This window comes from Pseudoduganella albidiflava, from assembly GCF_004322755.1.
Lineage (GTDB): Bacteria > Pseudomonadota > Gammaproteobacteria > Burkholderiales > Burkholderiaceae_D > Rugamonas > Rugamonas albidiflava.
Genome location: NZ_CP036401.1, coordinates 572813 through 596713 on the forward strand (window position 1 = coordinate 572813; position 23901 = coordinate 596713).

Here is a 23901-nt window from a genome sequence, read left to right on the forward strand (position 1 = left end):
ACGGCCGAGCTTGCTGGTAACGGCCGCGGGGGTCTGACCCCGGTCTCTGCCGTTGGGGTTGCGGGCACCAACATTCCGCAGCCGAAAAAAAGGGCGCTAGTTGCGCCCTTGATTGCATCAATCCTTGTACATCGGCCCGTCGAAGATGAACTTGCCGCCGTGGTAGTTGAAGGTGGCGTCGTCTTCCGGCGGGTATTCGCCGGTTTCCGGCACGTCGGCGCGGAACTGTTCCGAGGAATCCTTCGGCTGGAAGCCCAGGTGGGCGGCCTTGCGGTTGTCCCACCACTGGCGCTTGTTGTTCGAGGCGCCGAACAGGATGGTGTGGCCCACGCGCGGGGTCAGCAGCGAGACGCGCAGCGCTTCCAGCAGGTCGTCATAGGACAGCCAGGTGCACATCATGCGCGGATTGTTCACCGAGGGGAACGAGGAACCGATGCGCAGGCACACGGTCTCGATGCCGGTGCGGTCGAAGTAATAGCGCGACAGCTGCTCGCCGAACACCTTCGAGATGCCGTACATGCTGTCCGGGCGCGGCGGGTCGTCCGCGTCGATCACCTGGGTCTGCGGGTAGAAGCCGATCGCATGGTTCGACGAGGCGAACACGATGCGCTTCACGCCGTGGCGGTGGGCCGCCTCGTAGATGTTGTACGTGCCCTGGATATTGGCGAACATGATGTTCTCGAACGTGTTCTCGGTCGAGATGCCGCCGAAGTGCAGGATGGCGTCGACGCCTTCGACCATCTTCAGCACGGCCTGCTTGTCGGCCAGGTCGGCCTGGAAGATCTCTTCGCCCTCGCCGGCCTCGCCCATGTCGCCGATGTCGGACAGGCGCACCACGTCCGCCCATGGCTTGATCCGCTCGCGCAGCACTTTACCGAGGCCGCCGGCCGCGCCGGTCAGCAACAGGCGCTTGAAAGGTTTTTTCGTCGTCGTCATAGTGGTCTCTAAATTGGTCTCTGGATTTTAGCCTGTAATGATCGAGCCGATAAGGGCCTGAAAACCGTCGCGAGCGGCAGTAGTTCGAGTTGAAGCGCGCAGCCGTACTTTAGTACGGTGAGCACTGGAGACTCGAAATACAACGCGCAGCAGGTTTGCAGCCCTTATTAGGTGACCGGCGCCGGATTGAACAGGACCAGGGCGTTGTGCAGTTTCCAGTGCTCGGCCCAGGTCTTCTTGCCGCTTGCCACGTCGAGCAGCAGCTGGAACAGTTCCCAGCCCACGCTTTCGATGGTCGCTTCGCCGGTGGCGATGCGGCCCGCGTTCACGTCCATCAGGTCATGCCAGCGGCGCGCCAGGTCGTCGCGCGTTGCCACCTTGATCACCGGGCATTCGGCCAGGCCGTACGGCGTGCCGCGGCCGGTGGTGAACACGTGCAGGTTCATGCCGGCCGCCAGCTGCAGCGTGCCGCAGATGAAGTCCGATGCCGGCGTGGCCGTGTAGATCAGGCCCTTCACGCCTTTCGTGGTGGCCTTTTCGCCCGGCGACAGCACGCCCGAAATCGGCACGCTGCCCGACTTGACGATCGAGCCCATGGCCTTTTCGACGATGTTCGACAGGCCGCCCTTCTTGTTGCCCGGCGTGGTGTTGGCGCTGCGGTCGACGCCGCCGCGGGTCAGGTAGGCGTCATACCACGCCATCTCGCGGATCATTTCATCGGCCACCTCGGCGCTCACGGCGCGCGACGTCAGCTGGTCGATCCCGTCGCGCACTTCCGTCACTTCCGAGAACATCACGGTGGCGCCGGCGCGCACCAGCAGGTCGGTGGCGAAACCGACGGCCGGGTTGGCGGTCACGCCGGAGAAGGCATCGCTGCCGCCGCACTGCACGCCCACCACCAGGTCGGAAGCGGGGCAGGTCACGCGCTGGCGGCGGTTCAGTACTTCCAGCTGCGCCTCGGCCGTCTGCATGATCGATTCGACCATCGACATGAAGCCCACGTTGCCGGCGTCCTGCAGGCACACCACCGGCGGTTCGGTGGCCACCGTATCGTCCTTGCGGCGGATCTGGATCGAGTTGGCGGGGAACAGGCGGGTCGGCTGCAGCTTCTCGCAGCCGAGCGACACGACCATCGCCTGGCCGCCGAAGTTCGGGTTCTTGCTGATGTTGTGGATCGTGCGGATCGGGATGTTGGCGCCCGGCGCATCGATCGCCACGCCGCAGCCATAGGTGTGCTCGAGGCCGACCACGTCATCCACGTTCGGATACCTGGGCAGCAGCTCGGCCTTGATGCGCTTCACGGCGAACTCGACCACGCCGGACACGCATTGCACGGTGGTGGTGATCCCCAGGATGTTGCGCGTGCCGACCGAGCCGTCCTCGTTGCGGTAGCCCTGGAACGTATAGCCTTCCAGCGGTTCCAGCGGCGGCACTTTCACGGTGGCGATGGGTAGGTTGTCCAGCTCGCGCGCCGGCGGCATCTCCAGCAACTGCTCGGAGACCCAGCTGCCTTTCGGGATATCGCGCACGGCGCGGCCGATCGAAACGTTGTAACGCAGCACACTCTGGCCCTGCGCGATGTCGGCCAGCGCCACCTTGTGGCCTTGCGGCACGTTTTCGACCAGCGTCAGGCCATCGGGGAAAACGGTGCCCGCCGGCAGCCCGCCATCGTTGACGACGATCGCCACGTTATCGTTGGCGTGCATGAGGATACGGCGCGGAGTGCTCGCTGTCATGGTTCTGTCCTGAGGGGCCGGCGGCGTGGGATCGGCGCATGTTGTTGTTGCGCAACGATCTGACGTGCCGGCGAGTTGTCTGATGACTTCAGTATGACAGATGCCCAAATTTTTGGCTAGTCCACATTGCTCATTTGGTCTGACCGGTTTAGAATGGCCTGACCAAATGCAATAATGAAAAGCAAGATGCTGAAACGTCCGCCCCCATCGCCAGACCACCAGGAGCCGCGGCTGTACCGCGTGGTCGCGGACCGTATCGCGCAGCTGATCCGTGACGAGGGCATTGCGCCCGGCGCCCGCCTGCCATCCGAGCGCGACCTGGCCACCAGGCTGGCGGTCAGCCGGGCTTCGCTGCGCGAGGCGCTGATCGCGCTGGAACTGGGCGGCGTGATCGAAGTGCGTGGCGGCTCCGGCGTCTATGTATGCGAGGCGGAACCGGAGGCGAGCCTGCCGGAAGCAGGGCCGGGCCCGTTCGAAGTGTTGTCGGCGCGCCGCCTGATCGAGGCGGAAGTGGCGGCCATCGCGGCGCGCGTGGCCACCGACAATGCGATCGACGCGATCCTCAAGGCGGTCGAGGAAATGGAGGCGCACCACGCCAACAAGACCACCAACGAGTTGGCCGACCGCAACTTCCACCTGGCGATCGCCCGCGCCACCGGCAACGGCGCGCTGGTGGGCACGATGGATTACCTGTGGAACCAGCGCGGCCGGCTGTGGCACAAGCTGAAGGAACACTTCCAGACGGAAGAGCTGCGGCAGGAAACGCTGAAGGACCACCGCCGCATCTTCGAGGCGATCGCGGCACACGATCCGGCCGCGGCGCGGCGCGCGATGCGGGCGCACCTGGAACGGGTGACGCGGACGTTTTCGCGCGGCTGAGGGCAAGGCAGGCAGTAAAAAGCCTGCAAAAAAGCAACACAGGACTGGCAATACAGGATTGGCAATACAGGACAGGCAGTACAGGACAGGCAGTACAAGACAGGCAGTACCGGCACAGGCATTACAAGAACAAGCAGTACCGGAACGGCAATACAGCAATTACAGCAGCGCGGGGCCGCATCGAATGGCGCCGCGACAGGAGACAGGATGTATTCGATACCATCAGCGGAACCACCCGCCACCTTTGCCGGCGTCGCGCGCCTCTGCGCAGCGCAGCCGCGCCCCTGATCTCATAACAACAAGTTTATCCACCGCATGCGACCCCGGCCCCGGCCCTCGTCGCAGCGGCACGGAGCACGCGAGGTGCTCCACTACCGCCGCCCGCCGCTCTATACAAGGAGGCAGGCCGGCGCGAACACCATCGGAAAACCCAGGAGACAAGCATGAACAAGCGCGCAAGTATGCAAACCCGCTTCCAGCCACGGCTGGTTCTGACCTCGATCGCACTGGCGGCAATCGCCGTGGCGAACGGGGCAGCCGCACAGGAGGCCGCGATGCAGCGCATCGAAGTGACGGGTTCCTCGATCAAGCGACTGGCCAATGAAGAAGCGCTGCCGGTCACCAGCATCAAGGCCGAGGAATTCACCCAGCGCGGCATGACCACGCTGGCCGACGTGATGATGGCGCTGCCGCAATCGGCGTCGCTGGCACCGAGCAATGCCGGTTCCGGCACCAACATCAACCTGCGTGGCCTGGGCGTGAACCGCACGCTGGTGCTGCTGAACGGCCGCCGCCTGGCCAACGAGGCGATCTCCGCCGGCTATGCCAACCTGGACGTGATCCCGTTCTCCGCGCTGCAGCGTGTCGAGATCCTGCGCGATGGCGCCTCGTCGCTGTATGGTTCGGACGCGATCGGCGGCGTGGTCAACTTCATCACGAAGAAGGAATTCGAAGGCGTGCAGGTAACCGGCCAGTACGTGATGCCGGAACGCAGCGGTGGCGGCGACGAACGCCGCGCCACGCTGACCTTCGGCAAGGGCAACCTGAACCGCGACGGCTGGTCGGCCTACGCCACCGTCGACTTCCACGACCGTTCGCGCCTGGCCGCGCGCGACCGCGCCGAATTCAGCTCCGACGAGCTGCTGGCTTCGCTGGGCCGTCCGCGCACGCTGGGCACCGGCGGCTATGCCATGCCGGCCAACTTCACCACGGCCACCAACAAGAATGCGCAGAACCCGTACGCGGCCACCTGCGCCGAGCCGTATTCGACGATCGGCGCCAAGAATACCTGTACGCTGAACAGCAACGAGTACGGCACCGCGCTGTATGAAAACCAGCAGATCGGCTTCTATGCCCGCGCCGCCAAGCAGATCAGCGAAGACCACACGTTCACGGTGGAATACACCCGCGGGCAGTCGTACATCATCGCCACGCGCAACCCGACCCAGGCCGTAGCGGTGAATGGCGTGTCGGCCATCCTCCCGTCGTCGTCGAAATGGTATCCGGGCAACAGCGGCGGCGTGCCGGCAATGGCCGGCATCAACGGCCAGCCGCTGACCGTGACCTGGTCCGTGGCCGACTACGGCCTGGCCGCGCAGAAGGACAAGCAGGTCAACCAGCGCCTGGCCTTCGTCGACGAAGGCAAGTTCGGTGAATGGGATTACCGGGCCGGCCTCGTCATCGGCCTGTCGGATCGCGAAAACTTCTACCAGAACGGTTTCCTGGAAGGCCAGGGTTTGCTCGATGGCCTGAAGAACGGCATCCTGAACCCGTTCGGCCTGCAGGACCAGGCCGGCCGCGCATACCTCGATACGCTGACCGTGAACGGCGTGAAGAACCGCGATTCGCAAACCACGTACAAGGGCGTCGACTTCTCGGCCAGCCGTACGCTGTTCGCGATGAGCGGCGGCGACGCGGCGATTGCGCTGGGTGCCGACGCGAGCCACCAGACCACGCGCGACGACAAGCTGCCGGTGCAGAACGGCATCACGTACCTGAACAGCACCATGTCGCACGGCGAAGGCCAGCGCAACGTGTACGCGCTGTACGCCGAGCTGGACCTGCCGGTCACGAGCGCGCTGAACGTCAACCTGGCCGTGCGCGACGACTATTTCAGCGACTTCGGCAACACCATCAATCCGAAGGCCAGCTTCCGCTGGGAAGCCACCAAGAACGTGATGTTCCGCGGCTCGGCCAACACCGGCTTCCGCGCGCCGACGCTGTTCGACGCCTACGGCTATCGCCTGCCGGGCGCCACCGGCAAGACTTCCGCACGCTGGGATGACCCGCAGCTGTGCCCGGGCGGCACGCCAGGCGTGACCGGTACCGGCACCGCGCTGCCGGGCTATGTCGCTTCCGAAGTCTGCAACGTGCAGCTGCCGAAGCAGGTGGGCTCGAACGATGGCCTGAAGCCGGAAAAATCGAAGGGCTTCACGCTGGGCGTGGTGGTGGAACCGACCAAGTCGCTGACGATGTCGTTCGACTACTGGAACATCCGCATGAAGGACATGCTGGCCAACCTGCCGGAGCAGGTGTACTTCCAGGATCCGGCCAAGTACGCCCACCTGTTCGTGCGCAACGCCGACGGCACGCTGGCGTTCATCAACAACACCACGATGAACCTGGGCGGCCAGAAGGCGGCCGGTATCGACGTCTCGGCGACCTACCGCTTCCCGCGCAGCACCTACGGCGACTTCAAGGTGGAACTGGACGGCACCTACCTGACGCAGTTCGACAACCAGCTGTTCGAGGGCGAAGAATGGGTCAACAACGTGGGCCGCTTCGGCGCCGCGTCGAACGGCACCACGTCGAGCTTCCCGATCATCACGTACCGCTGGAAGCACGTGCTGAAGATGTCGTGGGCGCTGGGCGACTGGACCGCGCAGGCCACCCAGAACTACAACTCGAAGTACGAAGACCAGAATCTCGTGGCCGAGCAATACTGGCGCGACATCAACTCGTACAAGCCGTGGAACCTGACGGTGGGCTACAAGGGCTTCAAGAACACGCAGCTGACGTTCGGCATCACCAACGTGTTCGACTCGGCCCCGCCGGTCACCAACCACAGCGGTTACTCGTTCGGTTACCTGTCGAGCGCGGCCAGCCCGATCGGCCGCTCGTACAACCTGCGCGCAAGCTACACGTTCTAAGCGAAACCGGGCCGCCCGCCACGCGCAGTATCACTGCCGTGGCCGGCGGTTTTTTACCATGGAGCGGAGGTCTTACATGAAACAGCGTTTCCTGTGCGGTGCCCTGGCTGCCCTGCTGTCGCTCGGCAGTGCCGCCGCGGCGGACAAGCCGGTGCGGTTCATCCTCGTCGGCGATTCCACCATGGCCACGGCCAGCGGCTATGGGGATGCGTTCTGCGCGCGCGTGAACCGCGCCCACACGTGCATCAACCTGGCCAAGGGCGGGCGCAGCTCGTCGAGCTTCCGCGCCGAAGGGCGCTGGGACGAGGTGCAGGGCCTGCTGAAAGGCGCCGCCGCCTACCGCGCCACGTATGTACTGATCCAGTTCGGCCACAACGACCAGCCGGGCAAGCCGGGCCGGTCGACCGACCTGAAGACCGAATTCCCCGTCAACATGGGCCGCTATGTCGACGAAGTCAGGGCCCTGGACGGCGTGCCGGTGCTGGTGACGCCGCTCACGCGCCGCATGTTCAGGAACGGCGTGCTGGAAAACACGCTGGTGCCGTGGGCGGACGTGATCCGCGCCACCGCGAAGGAAAAGCAGGTGCCGTTGCTGGACCTGAATGCCGACAGCTACGCCGCCGTGCAGGCGATGGGCGAAGCGCAGGCCGACACATTCGCGGTGGCGCCGAAGCCGGCCGCGGCGCCCGTCGCCACGGGAGCGGGCGCCGAGCCGCAAGGCGCCGCCAAGAGCGCCTTCGACTACACGCACCTTGGCGCCAAAGGGGCGAAATACTTCGCCGCGATGGTCGAACGCGAGCTGAAAGCGGCCATCCCCGCCGTGGCGGCCGAGTTCAAGCCGGAGGGCGAATGATGCGCGCGGCACTGCTGCTGGCGGCCATGCTCCTGGCCGGTGCTGCGCAGGCCCAGGATACCGGGGCCGCCGGCCGGCCGCAGCTCAGCGCGGCGGAAGCGAAACGCTTCACGATTGCCGAAGTGCTCAAGACCACCGGCCGTGCCGGTGCGGAGAAAACCGATCCGTGGGATCCGCTGGCCGATCCATTGGCGCGCAATGTTCCGTTTACGGCCGACTACACGGTCGACGCGGCCGGCCGCGCCGATGGCGTGAAGACCTTCATCAGCGTGCAGCAGGCCATCAACCGCGCCATCGTGGATGCCGCCGCTCAGCCGGGCGGCGGGCGCCAGTACATCCTCGTCAAGCCGGGTACCTACCGCGAGCTGGTCTACGTGCCCGCCTCGGCGCGGCCGATCACGCTGTACGGGGAGGGCGCCACGGCGGCCGATACCGTGATCTCGGCCGGGCTGGATGCCGCCGTGCCGGTGGCCGACTACATCCGGCAGCACGGCGCGCAGTTTGCCCGGCTGGCCCCGGCTATCGTGGAAATGCATGCGCAGATCGCGGCGCGCGCGCCCACCATCTCGACCAGCGGTTCGATGACGGTGTGGACCCGCAACCACGGCTTCCAGGCGCGCAACCTGACCATCGAGAACGCCTACAACAAGGCCACCGGCAATGCGCGCGACGAATGCGGCGAGCGCGTGTGCGGCACGCCGGACCAGCCGCAGGCCCGCGTCAGCCACCAGGCCGTGGCCCTGCTGGTCGAAGGCGCCGACAAGGCCCAGTTCGAGAACGTGCGGCTGATCGGCTTCCAGGACACGCTGTACCTGAAGTCGGGCGAAACCCGCGTCACCGCGCGCAGCTTCTTCCACAAGTCGTATATCGAGGGCGACGTCGATTTCATCTTCGGCGATACCACCGCCTATTTCTACCGGAGCGAAGTGAAGTCGCTGGGCGACCGCACGATGTCGTACGTGGGCGCGCCGAACACCAACTGGCGCACCAAGTACGGCTTCGTGTTCAACGAAGTGAAGTTTACCAGCGACGGTTCGCCGAACGCGCTGGCCGGCAAGTACTACCTCGCGCGCCAGTGGTTCCACAACTCGCGCTGCAGCCCGTACGCGCCGGTGGCCGTGGCGGGCTATGCGTGCACGCTGGGTACCGCCAGCGCCTACCAGGCCCCGAAGGGCACGATCACGCCCACCGTGCTGGAAACGGTCGGCAAGATGGTGGTGATGAATTCGCGCATCGGCGCGCACATCGACCGCGCCAGGCCCTGGTCGGACTGGAACGCGCCCGGCACGCTGGCCTACCGCCCGGCGCAGTTTTCATCGGATGATTTTTTCAAGAACCTGAAGAACGCGGGCTTCGACCCCGTCAACCACCTGGGCTACGGGAAGCAGCCCCTGCCGCCGGACGTGTACCTGGCAGAATTCAACAACTCCCACGAGTAGGAGACAGCATGAACGACATGAATAAGCAGCATGTGAACGACCAGCGCATGAATGACCAGCGAGTCAATGAAAAACGCCGCGCGATGATGAAGGCGGTATCGGCTTCCAGCCTGGCGCTGGCCGGCGGCGGCGCCGCCCTGGCGACCGGTTCGGCCAGTGCGGCGATCGGCGACGACCCGTGGGGCCGCGCCAAGGAAATCGTCGACCGCCTGAGCAAGCCCCTGCGCTTCCGCGACCAGGACTTCCCGATCACCGATTTCGGCGCCGCGCAGTGCAAGCTGGTCAAGATCAGGGCCTGGATCTCGCACGACGACCAGGCGACGGTCGACACGCATGCGCCGGGCTCGCACGATTGCTACCCGGCGATCAAGGCCGCCATCGAGGCCTGCCACAAGGCCGGCGGCGGCCGCGTGGTGATCCCGGCCGGTAACTGGTTCGTGGCCGGCCCGATCGTGCTGCTGTCGAACGTGCACGTCCACCTGAAGAAGGGCGCCAACGTGCTGTTCTCGACGCAGCCTGCCGACTACGCGAAGTATGGCGAATTCGATTGCGGCAAGCACGGCAAGCTGGTGATCACGCGCTGGCAGGGCAACGATTGCCTGAACTTCGCGTCGCCGATCTACGCTTATGGTGCCGACAATATCGCGCTGACGGGCGAAGACTGGACCAGCGTGCTGAATGGCCAGGGCGGCGTGCCCTTCAACGGCAAGGATGGCGACTGCTGGTGGACCTGGAAGGGCAAGAACCGCACGATCAACCCGGCCTCGCAGGCCAACACGCCGGGCTACGTGGAAGGCAAGCTGACGCAGCGCGTGCCGAACCCGATCAACCCGAAATCGCTGAAGGACGTGGCGCCGCACCTCACCGAAGCGGAGCGCCTGCATATCCAGGGCGAGGGCGAACGCTGGCGCGCCGACGAGCAGTACCTGCCGGCGCTGTCCGAAGCGGGCGTGCCGCTGGGGCAGCGCGTGTTCGGCCTGGGCCACCTGCTGCGGCCGACGATGGTGCACCTGATCGGCTGCACCAATGTGCTGCTGGAGGGCTACGAACTGAAGGACACGCCGTTCTGGCAGCACCACCCGGTCCATTGCCGCAACATCGTGATCCGCAACGTGCACTGCAACAGCAAGGGCCCGAACAGCGACGGCTTCGATCCGGAGTCGTGCGACATGGTGCTGATCGAGGGCTGCACCTTCGACACGGGCGACGATTGCATCGCCATCAAGGCCGGCAAGGACCTCGATACGCAGTACGGCCCGTCGCAGAACATCGTGGTGCAGAAATGCATCATGCAGAGTGGCCACGGCGCCGTCACGCTGGGCAGCGAGATGGCCGGCGGCATCCAGAACGTGTATGCCCAGGATCTCGTGTTCGAGAACATCCACTGGGCCACCGATCCGCTGAACACCGCGATCCGGCTGAAGACCAACATGAACCGCGGCGGCTACCTGAAGAACTTCTACGTGCGCAACGTGAAGATCCCGAATGGCGTGCAGACCAGCCCGTCGTTCTACGCATCGCTGCCCAATTCGCCGATCGAAGCGCGCACCGTGGCCGTGGCCGCCGGCGCCGTCGTCACGTTCGACTGCGACTACACGCCGACCGCCGACACCGTGCGTACCCGTCCGCCGGTGGTGGACAACGTGCAGATTTCCAATGTCACGGTCGGCAACGTGGAAGTGAAGAAGGGCGCCAAGAAGGGACAGAAGGCGGCGTGCTACCAGGCCATCGTGATCCTCGGCCCGGTCTCGAACAACTACAACGGCCCGCAGCCGATGCCGCAGGTGCCGCCGGTCACCAACGTGACGATCAGCGATTGCGACTTCGGCACCACCGTCAGCACCGAGCACCCGTACTTCCTGTACAACGTGCGCGGGCTGAAGCTGAACCGCGTGAAGATCGGCGGCAAGGAGTACAACACCACCCTCTCCGCATAGTGGTGGAACCTCGATAAGCCTATTGCGCGGCGCCAGCTGCTGGTCTCCGGTACTCCGCTGCGGCGGACCGATCGTACTAAAGTACGACTCCGTTCCTCAACCAGATCTGCCGTCGCTCATTACGGTTTCTCGAGGTCCCGATGCTGTAGAGCGAAAATGCAGGCCAGCTTTGCCACCAAAAATGGTGACTGTGACCGATTTCTATTACCCCAACGGCGAACGGCTGGGGTCAGACCCGGCGGGTCTGACCCCGGATTTTGCATTTGGGGTTCGCTCAACCAAGCGGGCTCCAGGTCAACTGCCCGCTTTCAGCACCGCCTCCAGCTCCGCCACCTTCCGCTTCAGCGCCGGCAGGAAGCGCCGCGCGACGCCGTCGTCGCATTCGTTGCGGTCGTGGCCGGTGAACCAGTGGTCGGGGCGGACGATGTGCGGCGTGCGGTCGGCCGCGCCGATGTTCTGCTTGACCTGCCTGAAGTAGTCGTAGTGCTGGGTCACGTAATGGTTGATGCGGAAGTGCTCGTGGGACGGCGCCAGCGCCGGGTCCTGCAGCATCGGCGCCGTGAGCGGCCGCAGCAGCTCGTCGACCGTGCCGAGCGGCGTGGTGAAGACATGCGATCCGCTGCAGCGTACCGGCTGCCCGGAACGGACGATCGACTTGACGTGCCGGTTCGGGCCGAAGCCCGGCTCGCTGTGGCGCGGATAGTTTTCCAGCAGCAGGCCGCCCGGGTCGCGCACATGCCCGTTGCTGCCGTAGCAGATCCAGTACACCGCCAGTGCCGACAGCGGCTTGTCCGCGTAGGGTGCCAGTGCCTCGGCCATCGTCGCGGCGCGGGTGGGGAACAGGAACTCGTCGCCGTCGATGAAGGCCATCCAGTCGACTTCCCGCTGGTGCTTGTCCCATGCGTGCTGGTAGGCGGCCAGTTGCGGCCTGTCGCGGTCGCCCACCGTGTACACCGTGAGGGGGTAGTGCCGGGCCAGCCTGGCCAGGGTCTGCTCCATGCCGTCGTCGCACCGGTGGCAGTACAGGTAGAAGCGCTCGAAGCCGGCCAGCATGTGGAAGGCCAGCCATTCGACGATCCACGGCTGGCGGTTGCGCTGGATGGAGGTGATGCCAAGGCGCATCGTGATCGCCGGTAGTAGGGACAGGCAATTCTAGCATCGGCCACCGCCGATCCTGGCGCCCGCCGCCGCGCGGCCGTGATAAGGTGCGGCCTTCATCGTTGCGGAGCACATCATGGAACGTACCTACCAGGAGGCCGCCCCGTCGCGGGCCGATATCGACGCGCTGGCCGGTCCGGCACTGCTTGAATTCGGCACCAACTGGTGCGGCTACTGCCGCGCCGCGCAGGCGCCGCTGGCCGAGGCCTACGCGGATTACCCGGCGATCCGCCACTTCAAGGTGGAGGACGGGCCCGGCCGCTTGCTGGGCCGATCCTTCCGTGTCAAACTCTGGCCGACCATGATCTTCCTGCAAGACGGGAAGGAAGTGGCGCGCGTGGTGCGGCCGGAATCCGCCGCCGAGATCCGCGACGCGTTCGCCCAGATCGCCCCACCCGGCTGACGGCACCCTTTCGGTTTTTCCCATCACCCCGGAGTACGCATGTCCCAGCCTCACCCGGCCGGCCGAGTCAACTCGCCCGGCACCGTGCTGTTTGCCAGCCTGATTGGCACCACGATCGAATTCTTCGACTTCTATATCTACGCGACGGCCGCCGTCCTCGTGTTCCCCCACCTGTTCTTCCCGGCTGGCGACCCCACCGCCGCCACGCTGCAGTCGCTGGCCACGTTCGCCATCGCGTTCTTCGCGCGCCCGGTGGGCTCGGCCGTGTTCGGCCACTTCGGCGACCGCGTCGGCCGCAAGGCCACGCTGGTGGCCGCCCTGCTGACGATGGGTATTTCCACCGTGGTGATCGGCATGCTGCCCACCTATGCGCAGATCGGCGCCTGGGCCCCGGCGCTGCTGGCGCTGTGCCGCTTCGGCCAGGGCCTGGGCCTGGGTGGCGAGTGGGGCGGCGCCGTGCTGCTGGCCACCGAGAACGCGCCGCCGGGCAAGCGCGCCTGGTACGGCATGTTCCCGCAGCTGGGCGCGCCGATCGGCTTCTTCCTGTCCGGCGGCATCTTCCTGCTGCTGTCCGAAGTACAGACCGACGAGCAGTTCTTCAGCTGGGGCTGGCGTGTGCCGTTCCTGGCCAGCGCGCTGCTGGTGCTGGTGGGCCTGTATGTGCGGCTGAAGATCACGGAAACGCCGGACTTCCAGAAAGTGCTCGACAAGGGCGAGCGCGTCGAGGTGCCCGTCAAGGCGGTCCTGGTGCAGCATACCCGCGCGCTGGTGCTGGGCACGATGATGGCGATGGCCACCTTCGTGCTGTTCTACCTGATGACGGTGTTCACGCTGAACTGGGGCGTGGCGGGCCAGGGCTTCTCGCGCCAGCAGATGCTGATCCAGCAGCTGATCGCCGTGGTGTTCTTCGGCCTGACGATTCCCGTGGCCGCGCTGCTGGCCGACCGCCATGGCAGGCGCGGCACGCTGATCTGGGTGTCGGCGGCGATCGCGCTGTTCGGCCTGGTGTTCGGCCCGCTGTTCGATTCGAAGAGCGCGGTCCAGGTCACGCTGTTCCTGGCGCTGGGCCTGGGCCTGATGGGCATGACGTATGGCCCGCTGGGCACCATCCTGTCGGAACTGTTCCCGGCCGAGGTGCGCTACACCGGCGCCTCGCTGACGTTCAACCTGGCCGGCATCATCGGTGCCTCGCTGGCGCCGTACATCGCCACCAAGCTGGCCACCACCTACGGCCTGCAGTACGTGGGCTACTACCTGTCGATCGCCGCGGTGCTCAGCCTGATCGCGCTGGTGCTGGCGAAGAAGCAGTAAAGGTCGGCAAGGCCGGCAAGGCCTACCTCTTTCGGCATAGGCATGGTGTGCCCCGTCTAGGGATGACGGGGCACGGCAGGTGCGTATGATGGGGCACACCCATCGTCCAACCTCATCGACCACCTACAAGACCATGCTGATACTGACCAACGGCCGCTTCCACACCGCCGACAAAGCCAACCCTGTCGCCACGGCCGTCGCAATCGCCGACGGCAAGTTCCTCGCCGTGGGCGGCACCGAAGAGGTGATGCGCCATGCCGCGGCGGATACCCGGGTGATCGACCTGAACGGCCGCACCGTGATCCCCGGCCTGAACGACTCGCACCTGCACCTGATCCGCGGCGGCTTGAACTACAACCTGGAGCTGCGCTGGGAAGGCGTGCCGTCGCTGGCCGACGCGCTGCGCATGCTGAAGGAGCAGGCGCTGCGTACGCCCACCCCGCAATGGGTGCGCGTGGTGGGGGGCTGGAACGAATTCCAGTTCGCCGAAAAGCGCATGCCCACGCTCGACGAAATCAATGCCGCGGCGCCCGATACCCCGGTCTTCGTGCTGCACCTGTACGACCGCGCGCTGCTGAACCGTGCCGCGCTGCGCGCCGTGGGCTACGACAAGACGACGCCGGCACCGCCGGGCGGCGAGATCCAGCGCGACGCGCAGGGCAACCCCACCGGCATGCTGATCGCGCGCCCGAATGCGATGATTCTGTACGCCACGCTGGCCAAGGGCCCGGCGCTGCCGCTGGAGCACCAGGTCAACTCGACCCGGCAGTTCATGCGCGAGCTGAACCGGCTCGGGCTGACCAGCGCGATCGACGCCGGTGGCGGCTTCCAGAACTATCCGGAAGACTACCAGGTGGTGCAGCAACTGGCCGAGCAGGACCAGCTGACGATCCGCATCGCCTACAACCTGTTCACGCAGAACAAGGGCGCCGAACTGCAGGACTTCAGGAAGTGGACGGAGATCGTCAAGCCGGGCGATGGCAGCGACTGGTACCGGCACAACGGCGCCGGCGAGATGCTGGTGTTCTCGGCCGCCGACTTCGAGGACTTCCTGGAGCCACGCCCCGATCTGCCGCCGGAAATGGAAGCGCAGCTGGAACAGGTGGTGCGTCACCTGGTCGAGCAGCGCTGGCCGTTCCGCTTGCATGCCACCTATGACGAATCGATCAGCCGCATGCTCGACGTGTTCGAGAAGGTCAACCGCGACATCCCGTTCGACGGCCTGCACTGGCTGTTCGACCACGCCGAGACGATCACGCCAAGGAACATCGAGCGGGTAAAAGCGCTGGGCGGCGGCATCGCCATCCAGCACCGCATGGCGTTCCAGGGCGAGTACTTCGTCGACCGCTACGGCGCCGAGGCCGCAAAGCACACGCCACCGATCAAGCGCATGCTGGAGAACGGCGTGCCGGTCGGCGCCGGCACGGATGCGACGCGCGTGGCCAGCTACAACCCGTGGACGGCGCTGTACTGGCTGGTATCGGGCCGCACCGTGGGCGGCCTGCGCCTGTACGACGCCGGCGCGAAACTGGACCGCGCGACGGCGATCGAACTGTGGACCGCCGGCAGCGCGTGGTTCTCCAGCGAGCAGGGCAAGAAAGGCCGCATCCAGGAAGGCATGCTGGCCGACCTGGCCGTGCTGTCGGCCGACTTCTTCCGTGTCGACGAGGAAGCGATCAAGTCGATCGAATCGGTGCTCACCGTGGTCGGCGGCAGGATCGTGTTCGCCCAGGCCGAGTTCGACAAGCTGGGCCCGCCGCCGCTGCCGGTCTTGCCGGACTGGTCGCCGGTGAACAAGGTGCCCGGCCACTATCGCGCGGCGGCGCCGGCGGCGCAAAAGGGGCTGCTGCCGCACCAGTGCGCCGGCGCCTGCGCGGTGCACCGGCATTCGCACGACGTGGCGCGCAAATCCACTGTGCCGGTCTCGGATTACGCCGGTTTCTGGGGCGCCTTCGGCTGCAGCTGCTTTGCTTTCTGACGGAGGGGCGATGAACTACGTGAAGATCCTGGCCGGACTGGTGCTGTCGTTCGTCGTCGGGCTGGCGTGCCGCAAGTTCGGCATCCCGGCCGCCTCGCCGCCCGTGCTGTCCGGCGCGCTGCTGGTGTTCATGATGAGCAGCGGCTACTGGCTGGTGGACCGCTACGTGGCCCGCCGCGCGGCCGAGAACCGGCGCCACTGCGGTGGCCATGCGCTCGATGCAAAGGCGCAGGCAGGGGGCTCGCGATGAGCGCCCTGGTGATCGGTGCGGTGCTGGGCCTGGTGATCGGCGCCGTGTGCCGCGCCTGCGATATACCTTCCCCGGCGCCGCCCACGCCGATCGGCGCGCTGCTCGTGGTGGCGATGACGGGTGGCTACGTGGTGGGCGGAATCATCTAGGCAGATACCGGCGTGCCGGCGCCGTGGGCCGAACGCTTCTGCAAGGCGAACGCCCGGTGGCATGCCGACAGGGTATAGCCCGGCGTGCGGCCCGCTTCGAAGGTGAGCATCGAGCGGTCCACGAGCGTGCCGAGCAGGTCCAGGGTCGCCGCCCCATCGCTGCCGCCGCGATGCGCCATCAGGTCGTCCAGCGAAAACCACGGTGGCATCGCCGCCGTCTCGCACCAGAGCGCCTGCGCCGGCGGGTCGAGCAGCCGGAAGCTCCATTCCAGCGTGTCCGCCAGGCTGCGGTGGCGCGCCGGGCCGTTGCCGTTGATCGTCTTCAGCAGCAGCCAATGGTCGCACAGCCGTTGCAGCACTTCCGTGACACCGAGGGCCGGAATGCGCGCCGCCGCCAGTTCCAGCGCCAGCGGCAAACCGTCCAGCTCGCGGCACAGCGCGATGGCGATGGGCAAGGTTGCCTCGGTCAGCGCAAAGCGGTGGTCGTGGCCATGGGCGCGCGCCTGCAGCAAGGCCAGCGCGCCGTATTGCAGCGCCGCCTGCAGCGTGCAGCCGGCTGGCGGCACCGCCAGCGGCATCAGCCGGTAGACCTGCTCTTCCGGCAAGTGCAGCCGCACCTGGGTGGTGACCAGCAGCCGCACCGGTGGCGCATGGGCCAGCAGCGCGGTGACGAGCCCGGCCACGTCGCCGGCCACGCGGTCGGCATTATCCAGCACCAGCACGCAGGGCCGCTGCGCAAGGTGGCGCGCCAGCGGAACGGCCGCGGTATCGTCGGCACCCGCTGCGCGCGCGACGGTTTCCAGCACGTCGATGGGCCCGGCGCACTCGGCCAGGTCGGCCCAGACAACGGCAAGCCCGGCGGCCGCCGCGGCGCCGGTGGCGGCATGCCGCGCCAGCGTACTCTTGCCGACGCCACCGGCCCCCAGCAAACTCGCCAGGCGATGCTGGCGCAGCATGTCGCCCAGGTCGGCCAGGTCCCTGTCACGGCCGAGCAGCGGCGCGGCGGGCGGCGGCAGCTCTTCCACGGCAACGCCATGGCCGCCGCTCACCGGCAGGTTGAGCCGGTAGCCATGGCCGGGGACCGTCGTGATGGCGTTGCTGCCCAGTAGCTTGCGCAACAGCGAAACCTGCACCTGCAGGTTGTTTTCCTCGACCACCAGCCCCGGCCACGCGGCCGCCAGCAACGCGCGCTTGCTGGCCATGCCGGGGTGGTGCAGGGCAAGGGCCGCCAGCACGTCGAAGGCGCGGGCCGTGAGCGGCACGGGCTTGCCCCGCAGCCGCAGGCGCCGCGCCGCTGGCCACAATTCAAAGGCGCCGACCTGCAGCAGCGTGCTGCGGGCAGGCCGCTCAGCTCCGCTTAAGAGCGGATTCAGGGAAGCCAAAGGATTTTCAGACATATCAACCCGATACTGATAATCGCAAGCGCTTTGCCGGGGTGCTCTGCAAGGCACGCAGCGCAGGCGCGGCTGGCGGTCCAGGGTGCGTCCGTATCGTCTGTTGATAGCATATTTGCAAGTCAGGCGCAATCTGCCCAGCGCGCCTTGTTGGCATGGCTCGCACCGGCTGTGGCAGCGCCGCGACAAGGCGCGCACTGGCGCTACGGAAGAGCAGGGAAGGCAGGAGCAGCGTGGCCGGCAGACCCTGGCCGCGCGACTCTGCGGGCCAGGGATCGGACACCGGACGCCGGCCACCAGAGTTTGGTCATCGGACATTGGCCACCAGACTTTGGCAACCCGACTTTGGCCACCAGACTTTGGCCACCAGACTTTGGTCACCAGACACTGGCCACCGGGCGGCTCGACCATGGGCCGGCATGAAGCAGGACATCAGGCGCCTTGTGCCCGGCGCCGGAAGCGTCACGGCACAGGGTGGAAGCCCGTGCCGCGTGAAGGGCATTTCCGGAATTGCTCAATGAGTGAAGGAACTGGATCATGCGCGTCGCCACTTCGTCGACCCTGCCGCCATGCCGCACCCGCGGTGGCCGGCTGGAACCCTTGCTGCCTCTCCTGGCACTGCTGTTATCGGTGGCGGCCGGTCCGGCCTACGCCGACAGCACGGTGACCGGCAACCCCGGCACGCCCGGCACCCATGGGGCCATCCCCGGTGCCCCCGGTGGCGCGGGGGGACCCGGCCAGCCGGCCGTGGCCACTTCCGGGCCGAATAACAGCAACAGCAACGTTGCCACGGCAACCGGCGGCGCTGGTGGCGCGGGCGGCAACGGCGCGGCCGGCGACCCTGGCCAGGACGGCGGCGCGGCCGGTGCGGGTGGCGCCGGTGGCGCGGCCCAGGCCACGGCGGGATCGCATCCGGCCGGCGGCGCCGCCACCGCGACCGCCATCGCGCTCGGCGGTAACGGCGGCAACGCCGGCGAGCCGGGTGCGGCCGGCAGCGGTGCCGCGACCGGTGCGGGCGCCATGGCCGGCCAGGGTGGATACGCCGGCGCCATTGTCGAGGGCAGCGCGCAAGGGGGCAGCGGTGTAACGGCCACCGCCACCGCCACCGGCGGCAACGCGGGCGCGCTTGCCGGTGCTGCCGGCGGCATGTCGGCAGCCGGCGGGGCGGCCGATGCGTTGCTGACCGTCGCGGGTACGGCCAGCGTGTCGGGCACGGCAACCGCGCAGGGCGGGGCGGCTTCGGCCGGCCTCGCCACCGGCAGCGGGGCAGCGGGCGGCGCAGCCACCGCCGCCCTGGCCGGCACCGGCGGGACCAGCGGCCTGCTGTCGCTGACCGGCAATGCGCGTGGCGGCAGCGGCGGCGAAGCGGCCGGCAGCGGCAATACGGGCGGCGCGGGCGGTACGGCCGCGGTGACGGTGGCCGGCACGTCGGGCGGCGGCGCTGTCTCGTTGCGCGCGGTCATCACCGGTGGCGATGGCGGTGCCGGCCGGGCCGGTGCCGCCGGCGGGGCGGGTGCCGGGGTGACGGCCGCCAACGTGTTTTCCGGCAGTACCCCCGGCAATATGATCCTGTCGCTGGAGGGCCGCGGGGGCCGGGGCGGCGACAGCGCCGATGCCGCCGCCGGCGCTGGCGGCATCGCCGACCTGACGCTGCAGCGCAACGCCAGCGGAACCAATCTTTCGCTGTTCGGCACGGCCACCGGTGGCGACGGTGGCAGCGTGAGCGACGAGTTCGGTGCGGGAACGGCCGGCGCCGGGGGGCTCGGCAAGGCTGCGGTCAACGCCAGCAATAGCGCGCGCACTTACGCCGATGCCAAGGCGACCGGCGGCCGGGGCGGCAACCATCGGTCCGGCAACGGCGGGGCGGGCGGCAATGGCCAGGCCAGCAGTACCGCGGTCGATACCGGCGGCGTGCTGGTCTACAGTTTCGCCACCGCGACCGGCGGCGCGGGCGGCAACGGCATCGACTTCGGCAACCAGGCCGGCGCGGGGGGCTCCGGTACCGCCACCGCCAGCGGGCAGTCGACCTCGGGATCCGTGAACGTGGGCGCCACGGTCACGGGCGGGGCTGGCGGCGCCGGTGGACTTGGCGCGACCGGGGGCGCCGGCGGAGCGGTCAACCTGGTCGATAGCGTCAGCGGTTCCACCACCGGCGACCTGTTCATGTCGCAAACCGCGATTGGCGGTGAAGGCGGCGCCAGCGACGCACTCGCGGCGGACGGCGGGGCGGCATCGTCGCACCTGACGTTGACCGACAGCGGTGCAAGCTTGCTCAGGACCAATGTCGTCGCCGAGGGCGGCACCGGTGGACGGGGCATCGGCGTCGCTGGCGGGGGCGGCGGCAATGCCGACACCATGGTCGACCTGACGTCGACCGTGGCGGGTGCCCATGTCACCGCCGATTCGATCGCACGGGGCGGCGGCAGCGGCCCCGAGTACCCCAGCGGCATGGGCGGCAGTGCGCTGGCCCGCGCATCGGTATCGGCGGCGGACCAGGCCTACAGCAACAGCATCGCCCGGGGCGGCGCCGGCTATAACAACCAGGCGCCGGGTGGCCGGGCCGAAGCGCACTCGTTCGCCCAGTCCGCCGGTATCGCGCAGGCGTATGCCAGTGCCACCAGCGGTGGCAGTGCATGGATGCAGAACGATGCGGTGGCGGTCTCGGAAGCGCGTGGCGGCTTCGGCAGTGCCAGTGCCGGTGCCACGGCCACCGGCACGAAGGCCGACGCCACGGCGCGCTCATGGGCCCATGGCGCCGCGAGCAATAACGCCGCCGCCGGGGCCACCGGGCAGATCACCACCGCGACCGCGCAAAGCACGTCCGACGGCGATGGCATGCTGGTGTCGACGTACGCCAGGGCGAAGGGGCGCACTTACGCTGGCGCAGGCACGTCCGCCAGCGTCGGGGGTGCCTACAGTGAACCGATGTGGCCAATGGAATATTCCGGCGCCGTGTCGTTCGCGACCGCCGCGCCGACCGCCGGCGATGTCATCGGGGTCCTGACCGACCAGCCGGAAGTGGCCGGTGTCCTGGGAACCGGCAGCGTGATCGGCATCGGCGCCAGCGCCGCGTACTATGCCGGCGATGCGGAAGGCGAAGGGTTCGGTGCCTATACGTATGAGACCTCGGCCAGCTTCCAGTTCGCCACGGCGGAGCAGGGTACGCTGGTGCTTGGCCTGGCAGGGGCCATGTCGCAAGGTGCCGGCTTCCAGGCACTGTCATTCACGGTCAGCAACAATGGCACCGAACTGTTCTCGGAAGACTTCACCAGCGTCGCGGAGGCGCAACTGTTCTTCGACGATCATGCGCTGACACTGGGCATGCTGGCGGCGGGGGCGCAAGAGCTCGTGCTGACGACCGGATTCACGCTGAACGACGCCGGCGGTTTCGGCTTCGAATACGCGATCGGCGTGACAGCCATACCGGAGCCCGGCACCTGGATCATGCTGCTGGCGGGCCTGTCGGTGCTGCTGGTGCGGCGGGCGGCGCGCAAGGCGCAGGACCGCCGTGACAGCCATCAGCGGGGCGCATGGCACGCTGCCTGAAACGGGCGCGACAAAACGGGCCGCCATGGCGGCCTTGCGAACAGTGACGGTGCATCCTGCTGGCAGGAATGCCGTCCAGGCCGGGTTAAGCCCGAAAGATAGCCTGCTGGCCGGGTTGGACACGCGATCGGCGGCCCTGGAGCCGCCGGCAGCGCTGAAGATGCGTCAGGACGGGCAGGCGCGTTCGGCCGCCCGTCCATTTCCGCGCGGGTATTGCTCAGGCAGGCGGCACCAGCTGCGTGATGATGCGGTCGCGGTTGTTCATCATGAACGTGCGGAACGCCGGCTCCTTGACGGCCAGCCGCACCAGGCCGGGCAGCAGCTCATAGCAGCAGCCGATCACGGTATCCATCGCCTGCTGGTTTTGCAGCGCCGCCACTGTCCACTCTCCCGGTTTGCCGTCCAGTTTCTGCAGAATCTGCGCGCGGTGCTCGCCGATCACGCGCGAGATGGGGGGCATCAGATCGACCATGGTTCCTCCTGTGTGGTGAAAACACACAGTCTGCCGCCGGGTGGGAATGTTGTTGCTGAGATGAAGCAATGATTGCTCATAGGAATTGCGTTGCCGCAATTTCGCATCCTGCTGCCCCGCTTAGAGTGGCATTCAGAACAGTCCAACAACGGGGGAATGCATGAAAAACCAGGGAACCTTGGCGGTGTTGCTGCTGCTGGCGGGCGGCCTGATCTACTCGGCCGCGCAATACCCGCGCGACACCGTGCAATCGCAGCGGCGCGGTGCCGACGCGGCGGTACGGACGGCCGCGTGGCACGGCCCGTCACGCGGGACGCCGCGTTTTGCCGCCGAAACGCTCGACGCGCGTGTCGAGCGGCTGCTGGAGAAGGCGATGCGGGACGTGGCGGCCTACCAGGACACGACCCGCTTCGTCTGCAAGCTGCCCGCCGAGGTGGGACCGGTACCGTTGCTGGACGCGGTCGACGCCTATCTGCGCGGCTTGCCTGGCAGCCGCGGCGATCCGGCCATGCTGCGCGACCTGCACCGCGCGGCGCGGCATGGCAATTGGCTCGCGAAAGTGCAGGTGTACCTGTCTCGGGACGGCCAGCAGGCGCCGGACGATGCCACGCCGTTCCGCACGATTTCGCTGCTCGAATGGATGCAGGAACATCACATCGGCGCACTGTACGCGGCCATCGGCGATGCGGCCGGCGTATCGCACCCGCGCCGCGCCAGGGTGGACAAGGCGCTGTCGAGCATTGACCTCTACGCCGCGATGCACCACAACTATCCATCGCAATACAAGGTGGGCCGCGAACTGCTGCGCAGTGGCGACGCGCGGCAGGCTGCCGTGGGGCGGCGGATGCTCGATTGCGCGGCGCGGGCATTGCCGGTGTACCGGCAGATGGTAGGGGAGAGCACGCAGGGTGCACGCGGGTGAACGATTTTTAACATCCGCCCGGACAATGAAAAAAGCCGCCAGTCTCGCGACCGGCGGCTTTTTCACATCTGGTGGTGATAGGTGGACTTGAACCACCGACCCCAGCATTATGAGTGCTGTGCTCTAACCAGCTGAGCTATATCACCGCAAACTGTACAACGATGTTCCTGAAGAAAAATGACCTGAACCGTCGCCGGTCAGGTCATTCGTCTTGAATTCTGGTGGTGGTGATAGGTGGACTTGAACCACCGACCCCAGCATTATGAGTGCTGTGCTCTAACCAGCTGAGCTATATCACCGCAACGGCAGGCATTATGCCGGGTGCCACCCACGCTGTCAAGGAAAGCGCCAATTTCGCGCTGGGGATGGACAATCGAACAATATAGCGCAAATCAGTGACGTGCAGCGCAAATGCGCGCCATGAACGCAACAGCGCCTGGTTCAGCCGAGCGGCACGGGCAGCCGCGCCAGGATCTGCCCGGCCGCGTCGGGCGCCAGGCAATCGATCACGATCCGCTCGGGCATGGCGCGCAGCCACGTCAGCTGGCGCTTGGCGAGCTGGCGCGTGGCGATGATGCCGGTCTCGCGCATGTCCTGGTAGCCGATGCGGCCGTCGAGGTATTCCCATACCTGGCGGTAGCCCACGCAGCGCATCGACGGCAGGCCGGGATGCAGGTCGCCGCGCCGGCGCAACACTTCCACTTCATCGATCAGCGCATCGTCTTCCAGCATAATGTCGAAGCGGCGCGCGATCCGCTCGTGCAGCACGGCGCGGTCGTTCGGCTCCAGCGCGAACGACACCAGCTCGAACGGCAGCGCTTCCTTTTCGCGCCGCGCCAGCAGGGCCGACATGGGCTGGCCCGACAGCCGGATGATTTCCAGCGCCCGGCCGATGCGCTGCGCATCGTTCGGATTGAGCCGCGCGGCCGTCGCCGGGTCCAGCGTGGCCAGCCGCGCATGCAGCGCCGGCCAGCCCAGGCGCTGCGCTTCGGCTTCCAGTTCGGCGCGCACGGCGGGATCGGCGCCGGGCAGGTCGTCCAGTCCGTCGGCCAGGCCCTTGAAGTACAGCATGGTGCCGCCGACCAGCAGCGGCAGCTTGCCCCGCGCGGCGATGTCGGCCACCAGGCGCAGCGTATCGGTGCGGAACTGGGCGACCGAATAGGCATCGAGCGGGTCGAGGATATCGATCAGGTGGTGCGGCACCGCGGCCCGCTCTTCGCGGGTGGGCTTGGCGGTGCCGATATCCATGCCGCGGTAGACCAGCGCCGAATCGACGGAGATGATCTCGGACGGAATGCGTTCGGCAATCGCCAGTGCGGCGGCTGTCTTGCCCGACGCGGTCGGGCCCATGATGGCGACCGCGAGCGGCCGCTTGGCGTGTTGGTTCAT

General features: G+C 67.2%; 18 protein-coding genes and 2 tRNA genes. 12 read left to right on the forward strand and 8 right to left on the reverse strand.

From position 1 onward, the window contains the following. Positions 1-117 precede the first annotated feature (117 nt). Entirely contained in the window at positions 118-936 is an 819-nt protein-coding gene (locus tag EYF70_RS02485) for an NAD-dependent epimerase/dehydratase family protein (protein WP_131143984.1), read from the reverse strand. 167 nt (positions 937-1103) lie between these two features. After that, positions 1104-2672: a galactarate dehydratase gene (gene garD / locus EYF70_RS02490; protein WP_131143985.1), complete on the reverse strand. Its 1569-nt coding sequence runs from the start codon at positions 2670-2672 to the stop codon at positions 1104-1106. Positions 2673-2858: 186 nt separating this feature from the next. Here garD and EYF70_RS02495 point away from each other — a divergent pair, with 186 nt between their 5' ends. The 5 genes from EYF70_RS02495 to EYF70_RS02515 all read left to right on the forward strand — a co-directional run bounded on the left by EYF70_RS02495 (position 2859) and on the right by EYF70_RS02515 (position 10929). Beyond that, the gene (locus tag EYF70_RS02495; RefSeq protein WP_229420673.1) at positions 2859-3551 is read left to right on the forward strand and encodes a FadR/GntR family transcriptional regulator; all 693 of its coding nucleotides are present in this window, start codon (positions 2859-2861) and stop codon (positions 3549-3551) included. A 443-nt stretch (positions 3552-3994) separates the two neighbouring features. After that, positions 3995-6700, forward strand: a complete 2706-nt coding sequence (locus tag EYF70_RS02500; protein ID WP_131143987.1) for a TonB-dependent receptor — start codon at positions 3995-3997, stop codon at positions 6698-6700. Positions 6701-6776: 76 nt separating this feature from the next. Continuing rightward, positions 6777-7553 (forward strand): rhamnogalacturonan acetylesterase, encoded by a 777-nt coding sequence (locus EYF70_RS02505; protein WP_131143988.1) that lies wholly within the window; start codon positions 6777-6779, stop codon positions 7551-7553. Then, entirely contained in the window at positions 7550-8992 is a 1443-nt protein-coding gene (locus tag EYF70_RS02510; RefSeq protein WP_131143989.1) for a pectinesterase family protein, read from the forward strand. Before EYF70_RS02505 ends, EYF70_RS02510 begins: the two co-directional genes overlap by 4 nt. Before the next feature lie 8 nt (positions 8993-9000). Next, complete coding sequence (locus EYF70_RS02515) at positions 9001-10929, forward strand: glycoside hydrolase family 28 protein (RefSeq protein ID WP_307722115.1); 1929 nt, start codon at positions 9001-9003, stop codon at positions 10927-10929. Positions 10930-11223: 294 nt separating this feature from the next. On the opposite strand, the gene EYF70_RS02520 is transcribed toward EYF70_RS02515, so the two are convergent. Further along, entirely contained in the window at positions 11224-12051 is an 828-nt protein-coding gene (locus EYF70_RS02520) for a glycosyltransferase family 2 protein (protein ID WP_131143990.1), read from the reverse strand. A 112-nt stretch (positions 12052-12163) separates the two neighbouring features. Between EYF70_RS02520 and EYF70_RS02525 the strand changes: the two genes are divergently transcribed. From EYF70_RS02525 to EYF70_RS02545, 5 genes are all read left to right on the forward strand, one after another. Further along, on the forward strand, positions 12164-12490 hold the full coding sequence (locus EYF70_RS02525; protein ID WP_131143991.1) for a thioredoxin family protein: 327 nt from the start codon (positions 12164-12166) through the stop codon (positions 12488-12490). A gap of 39 nt (positions 12491-12529) precedes the next feature. Beyond that, on the forward strand, positions 12530-13801 hold the full coding sequence (locus EYF70_RS02530) for an MFS transporter (RefSeq protein WP_131143992.1): 1272 nt from the start codon (positions 12530-12532) through the stop codon (positions 13799-13801). Between the two features lie 133 nt (positions 13802-13934). Further along, positions 13935-15779 carry an amidohydrolase gene (locus tag EYF70_RS02535; RefSeq protein ID WP_131143993.1) on the forward strand — a complete coding sequence of 615 codons (1845 nt, stop codon included), beginning with the start codon at positions 13935-13937 and terminating at the stop codon, positions 15777-15779. 10 nt (positions 15780-15789) lie between these two features. Further along, the gene (locus tag EYF70_RS02540; RefSeq protein ID WP_131143994.1) at positions 15790-16029 is read left to right on the forward strand and encodes a DUF1427 family protein; all 240 of its coding nucleotides are present in this window, start codon (positions 15790-15792) and stop codon (positions 16027-16029) included. After that, positions 16026-16178: a XapX domain-containing protein gene (locus EYF70_RS02545; protein ID WP_131143995.1), complete on the forward strand. Its 153-nt coding sequence runs from the start codon at positions 16026-16028 to the stop codon at positions 16176-16178. The genes EYF70_RS02540 and EYF70_RS02545 overlap by 4 nt, the downstream gene beginning before the upstream one ends. On the opposite strand, the gene EYF70_RS02550 is transcribed toward EYF70_RS02545, so the two are convergent. Then, positions 16175-17560 (reverse strand): ATP-binding protein, encoded by a 1386-nt coding sequence (locus EYF70_RS02550; protein ID WP_165497558.1) that lies wholly within the window; start codon positions 17558-17560, stop codon positions 16175-16177. The genes EYF70_RS02545 and EYF70_RS02550 overlap by 4 nt on opposite strands. A gap of 549 nt (positions 17561-18109) precedes the next feature. Between EYF70_RS02550 and EYF70_RS02555 the strand changes: the two genes are divergently transcribed. Further along, a complete protein-coding gene (locus EYF70_RS02555) occupies positions 18110-21118 on the forward strand; it encodes a PEP-CTERM sorting domain-containing protein (RefSeq protein ID WP_131143997.1) in 3009 nt (1002 codons plus the stop codon). A gap of 217 nt (positions 21119-21335) precedes the next feature. On the opposite strand, the gene EYF70_RS02560 is transcribed toward EYF70_RS02555, so the two are convergent. Beyond that, entirely contained in the window at positions 21336-21590 is a 255-nt protein-coding gene (locus tag EYF70_RS02560; protein WP_131143998.1) for a hypothetical protein, read from the reverse strand. A 160-nt stretch (positions 21591-21750) separates the two neighbouring features. On the opposite strand from EYF70_RS02560, the gene EYF70_RS02565 reads away from it, so the two are divergent. Then, positions 21751-22512, forward strand: coding sequence for a hypothetical protein (locus EYF70_RS02565; RefSeq protein WP_131143999.1), 762 nt, complete (start codon positions 21751-21753; stop codon positions 22510-22512). A 69-nt stretch (positions 22513-22581) separates the two neighbouring features. On the opposite strand, the gene EYF70_RS02570 is transcribed toward EYF70_RS02565, so the two are convergent. The 3 genes from EYF70_RS02570 to miaA all read right to left on the reverse strand — a co-directional run bounded on the left by EYF70_RS02570 (position 22582) and on the right by miaA (position 23901). Then, positions 22582-22658: transfer RNA gene (locus EYF70_RS02570), tRNA-Met, on the reverse strand. 76 nt (positions 22659-22734) lie between these two features. Further along, a tRNA-Met gene (locus EYF70_RS02575) sits at positions 22735-22811 on the reverse strand. A 142-nt stretch (positions 22812-22953) separates the two neighbouring features. Next, positions 22954-23901, reverse strand: coding sequence for a tRNA (adenosine(37)-N6)-dimethylallyltransferase MiaA (gene miaA, locus EYF70_RS02580; RefSeq protein ID WP_131144000.1), 948 nt, complete (start codon positions 23899-23901; stop codon positions 22954-22956).

Excerpts from the sequence above, each read along its gene's own strand:
- EYF70_RS02545 (WP_131143995.1), top strand. The coding sequence starts at position 16,026 with ATGAGCGCCCTGGTGATCGGTGCGGTGCTGGGCCTGGTGATCGGCGCC.
- EYF70_RS02535 (WP_131143993.1), top strand. The coding sequence starts at position 13,935 with ATGCTGATACTGACCAACGGCCGCTTCCACACCGCCGACAAAGCCAAC.
- EYF70_RS02520 (WP_131143990.1), bottom strand. The coding sequence starts at position 12,051 with ATGCGCCTTGGCATCACCTCCATCCAGCGCAACCGCCAGCCGTGGATC.
- miaA (WP_131144000.1), bottom strand. The coding sequence starts at position 23,901 with ATGAACCAACACGCCAAGCGGCCGCTCGCGGTCGCCATCATGGGCCCG.
- EYF70_RS02515 (WP_307722115.1), top strand. The coding sequence starts at position 9,001 with ATGAACGACATGAATAAGCAGCATGTGAACGACCAGCGCATGAATGAC.
- EYF70_RS02510 (WP_131143989.1), top strand. The coding sequence starts at position 7,550 with ATGATGCGCGCGGCACTGCTGCTGGCGGCCATGCTCCTGGCCGGTGCT.
- EYF70_RS02495 (WP_229420673.1), top strand. The coding sequence starts at position 2,859 with ATGCTGAAACGTCCGCCCCCATCGCCAGACCACCAGGAGCCGCGGCTG.
- EYF70_RS02560 (WP_131143998.1), bottom strand. The coding sequence starts at position 21,590 with ATGGTCGATCTGATGCCCCCCATCTCGCGCGTGATCGGCGAGCACCGC.
- EYF70_RS02505 (WP_131143988.1), top strand. The coding sequence starts at position 6,777 with ATGAAACAGCGTTTCCTGTGCGGTGCCCTGGCTGCCCTGCTGTCGCTC.
- EYF70_RS02525 (WP_131143991.1), top strand. The coding sequence starts at position 12,164 with ATGGAACGTACCTACCAGGAGGCCGCCCCGTCGCGGGCCGATATCGAC.
- EYF70_RS02485 (WP_131143984.1), bottom strand. The coding sequence starts at position 936 with ATGACGACGACGAAAAAACCTTTCAAGCGCCTGTTGCTGACCGGCGCG.
- EYF70_RS02530 (WP_131143992.1), top strand. The coding sequence starts at position 12,530 with ATGTCCCAGCCTCACCCGGCCGGCCGAGTCAACTCGCCCGGCACCGTG.
- EYF70_RS02500 (WP_131143987.1), top strand. The coding sequence starts at position 3,995 with ATGAACAAGCGCGCAAGTATGCAAACCCGCTTCCAGCCACGGCTGGTT.
- EYF70_RS02540 (WP_131143994.1), top strand. The coding sequence starts at position 15,790 with ATGAACTACGTGAAGATCCTGGCCGGACTGGTGCTGTCGTTCGTCGTC.
- EYF70_RS02565 (WP_131143999.1), top strand. The coding sequence starts at position 21,751 with ATGAAAAACCAGGGAACCTTGGCGGTGTTGCTGCTGCTGGCGGGCGGC.
- garD (WP_131143985.1), bottom strand. The coding sequence starts at position 2,672 with ATGACAGCGAGCACTCCGCGCCGTATCCTCATGCACGCCAACGATAAC.
- EYF70_RS02555 (WP_131143997.1), top strand. The coding sequence starts at position 18,110 with ATGCGCGTCGCCACTTCGTCGACCCTGCCGCCATGCCGCACCCGCGGT.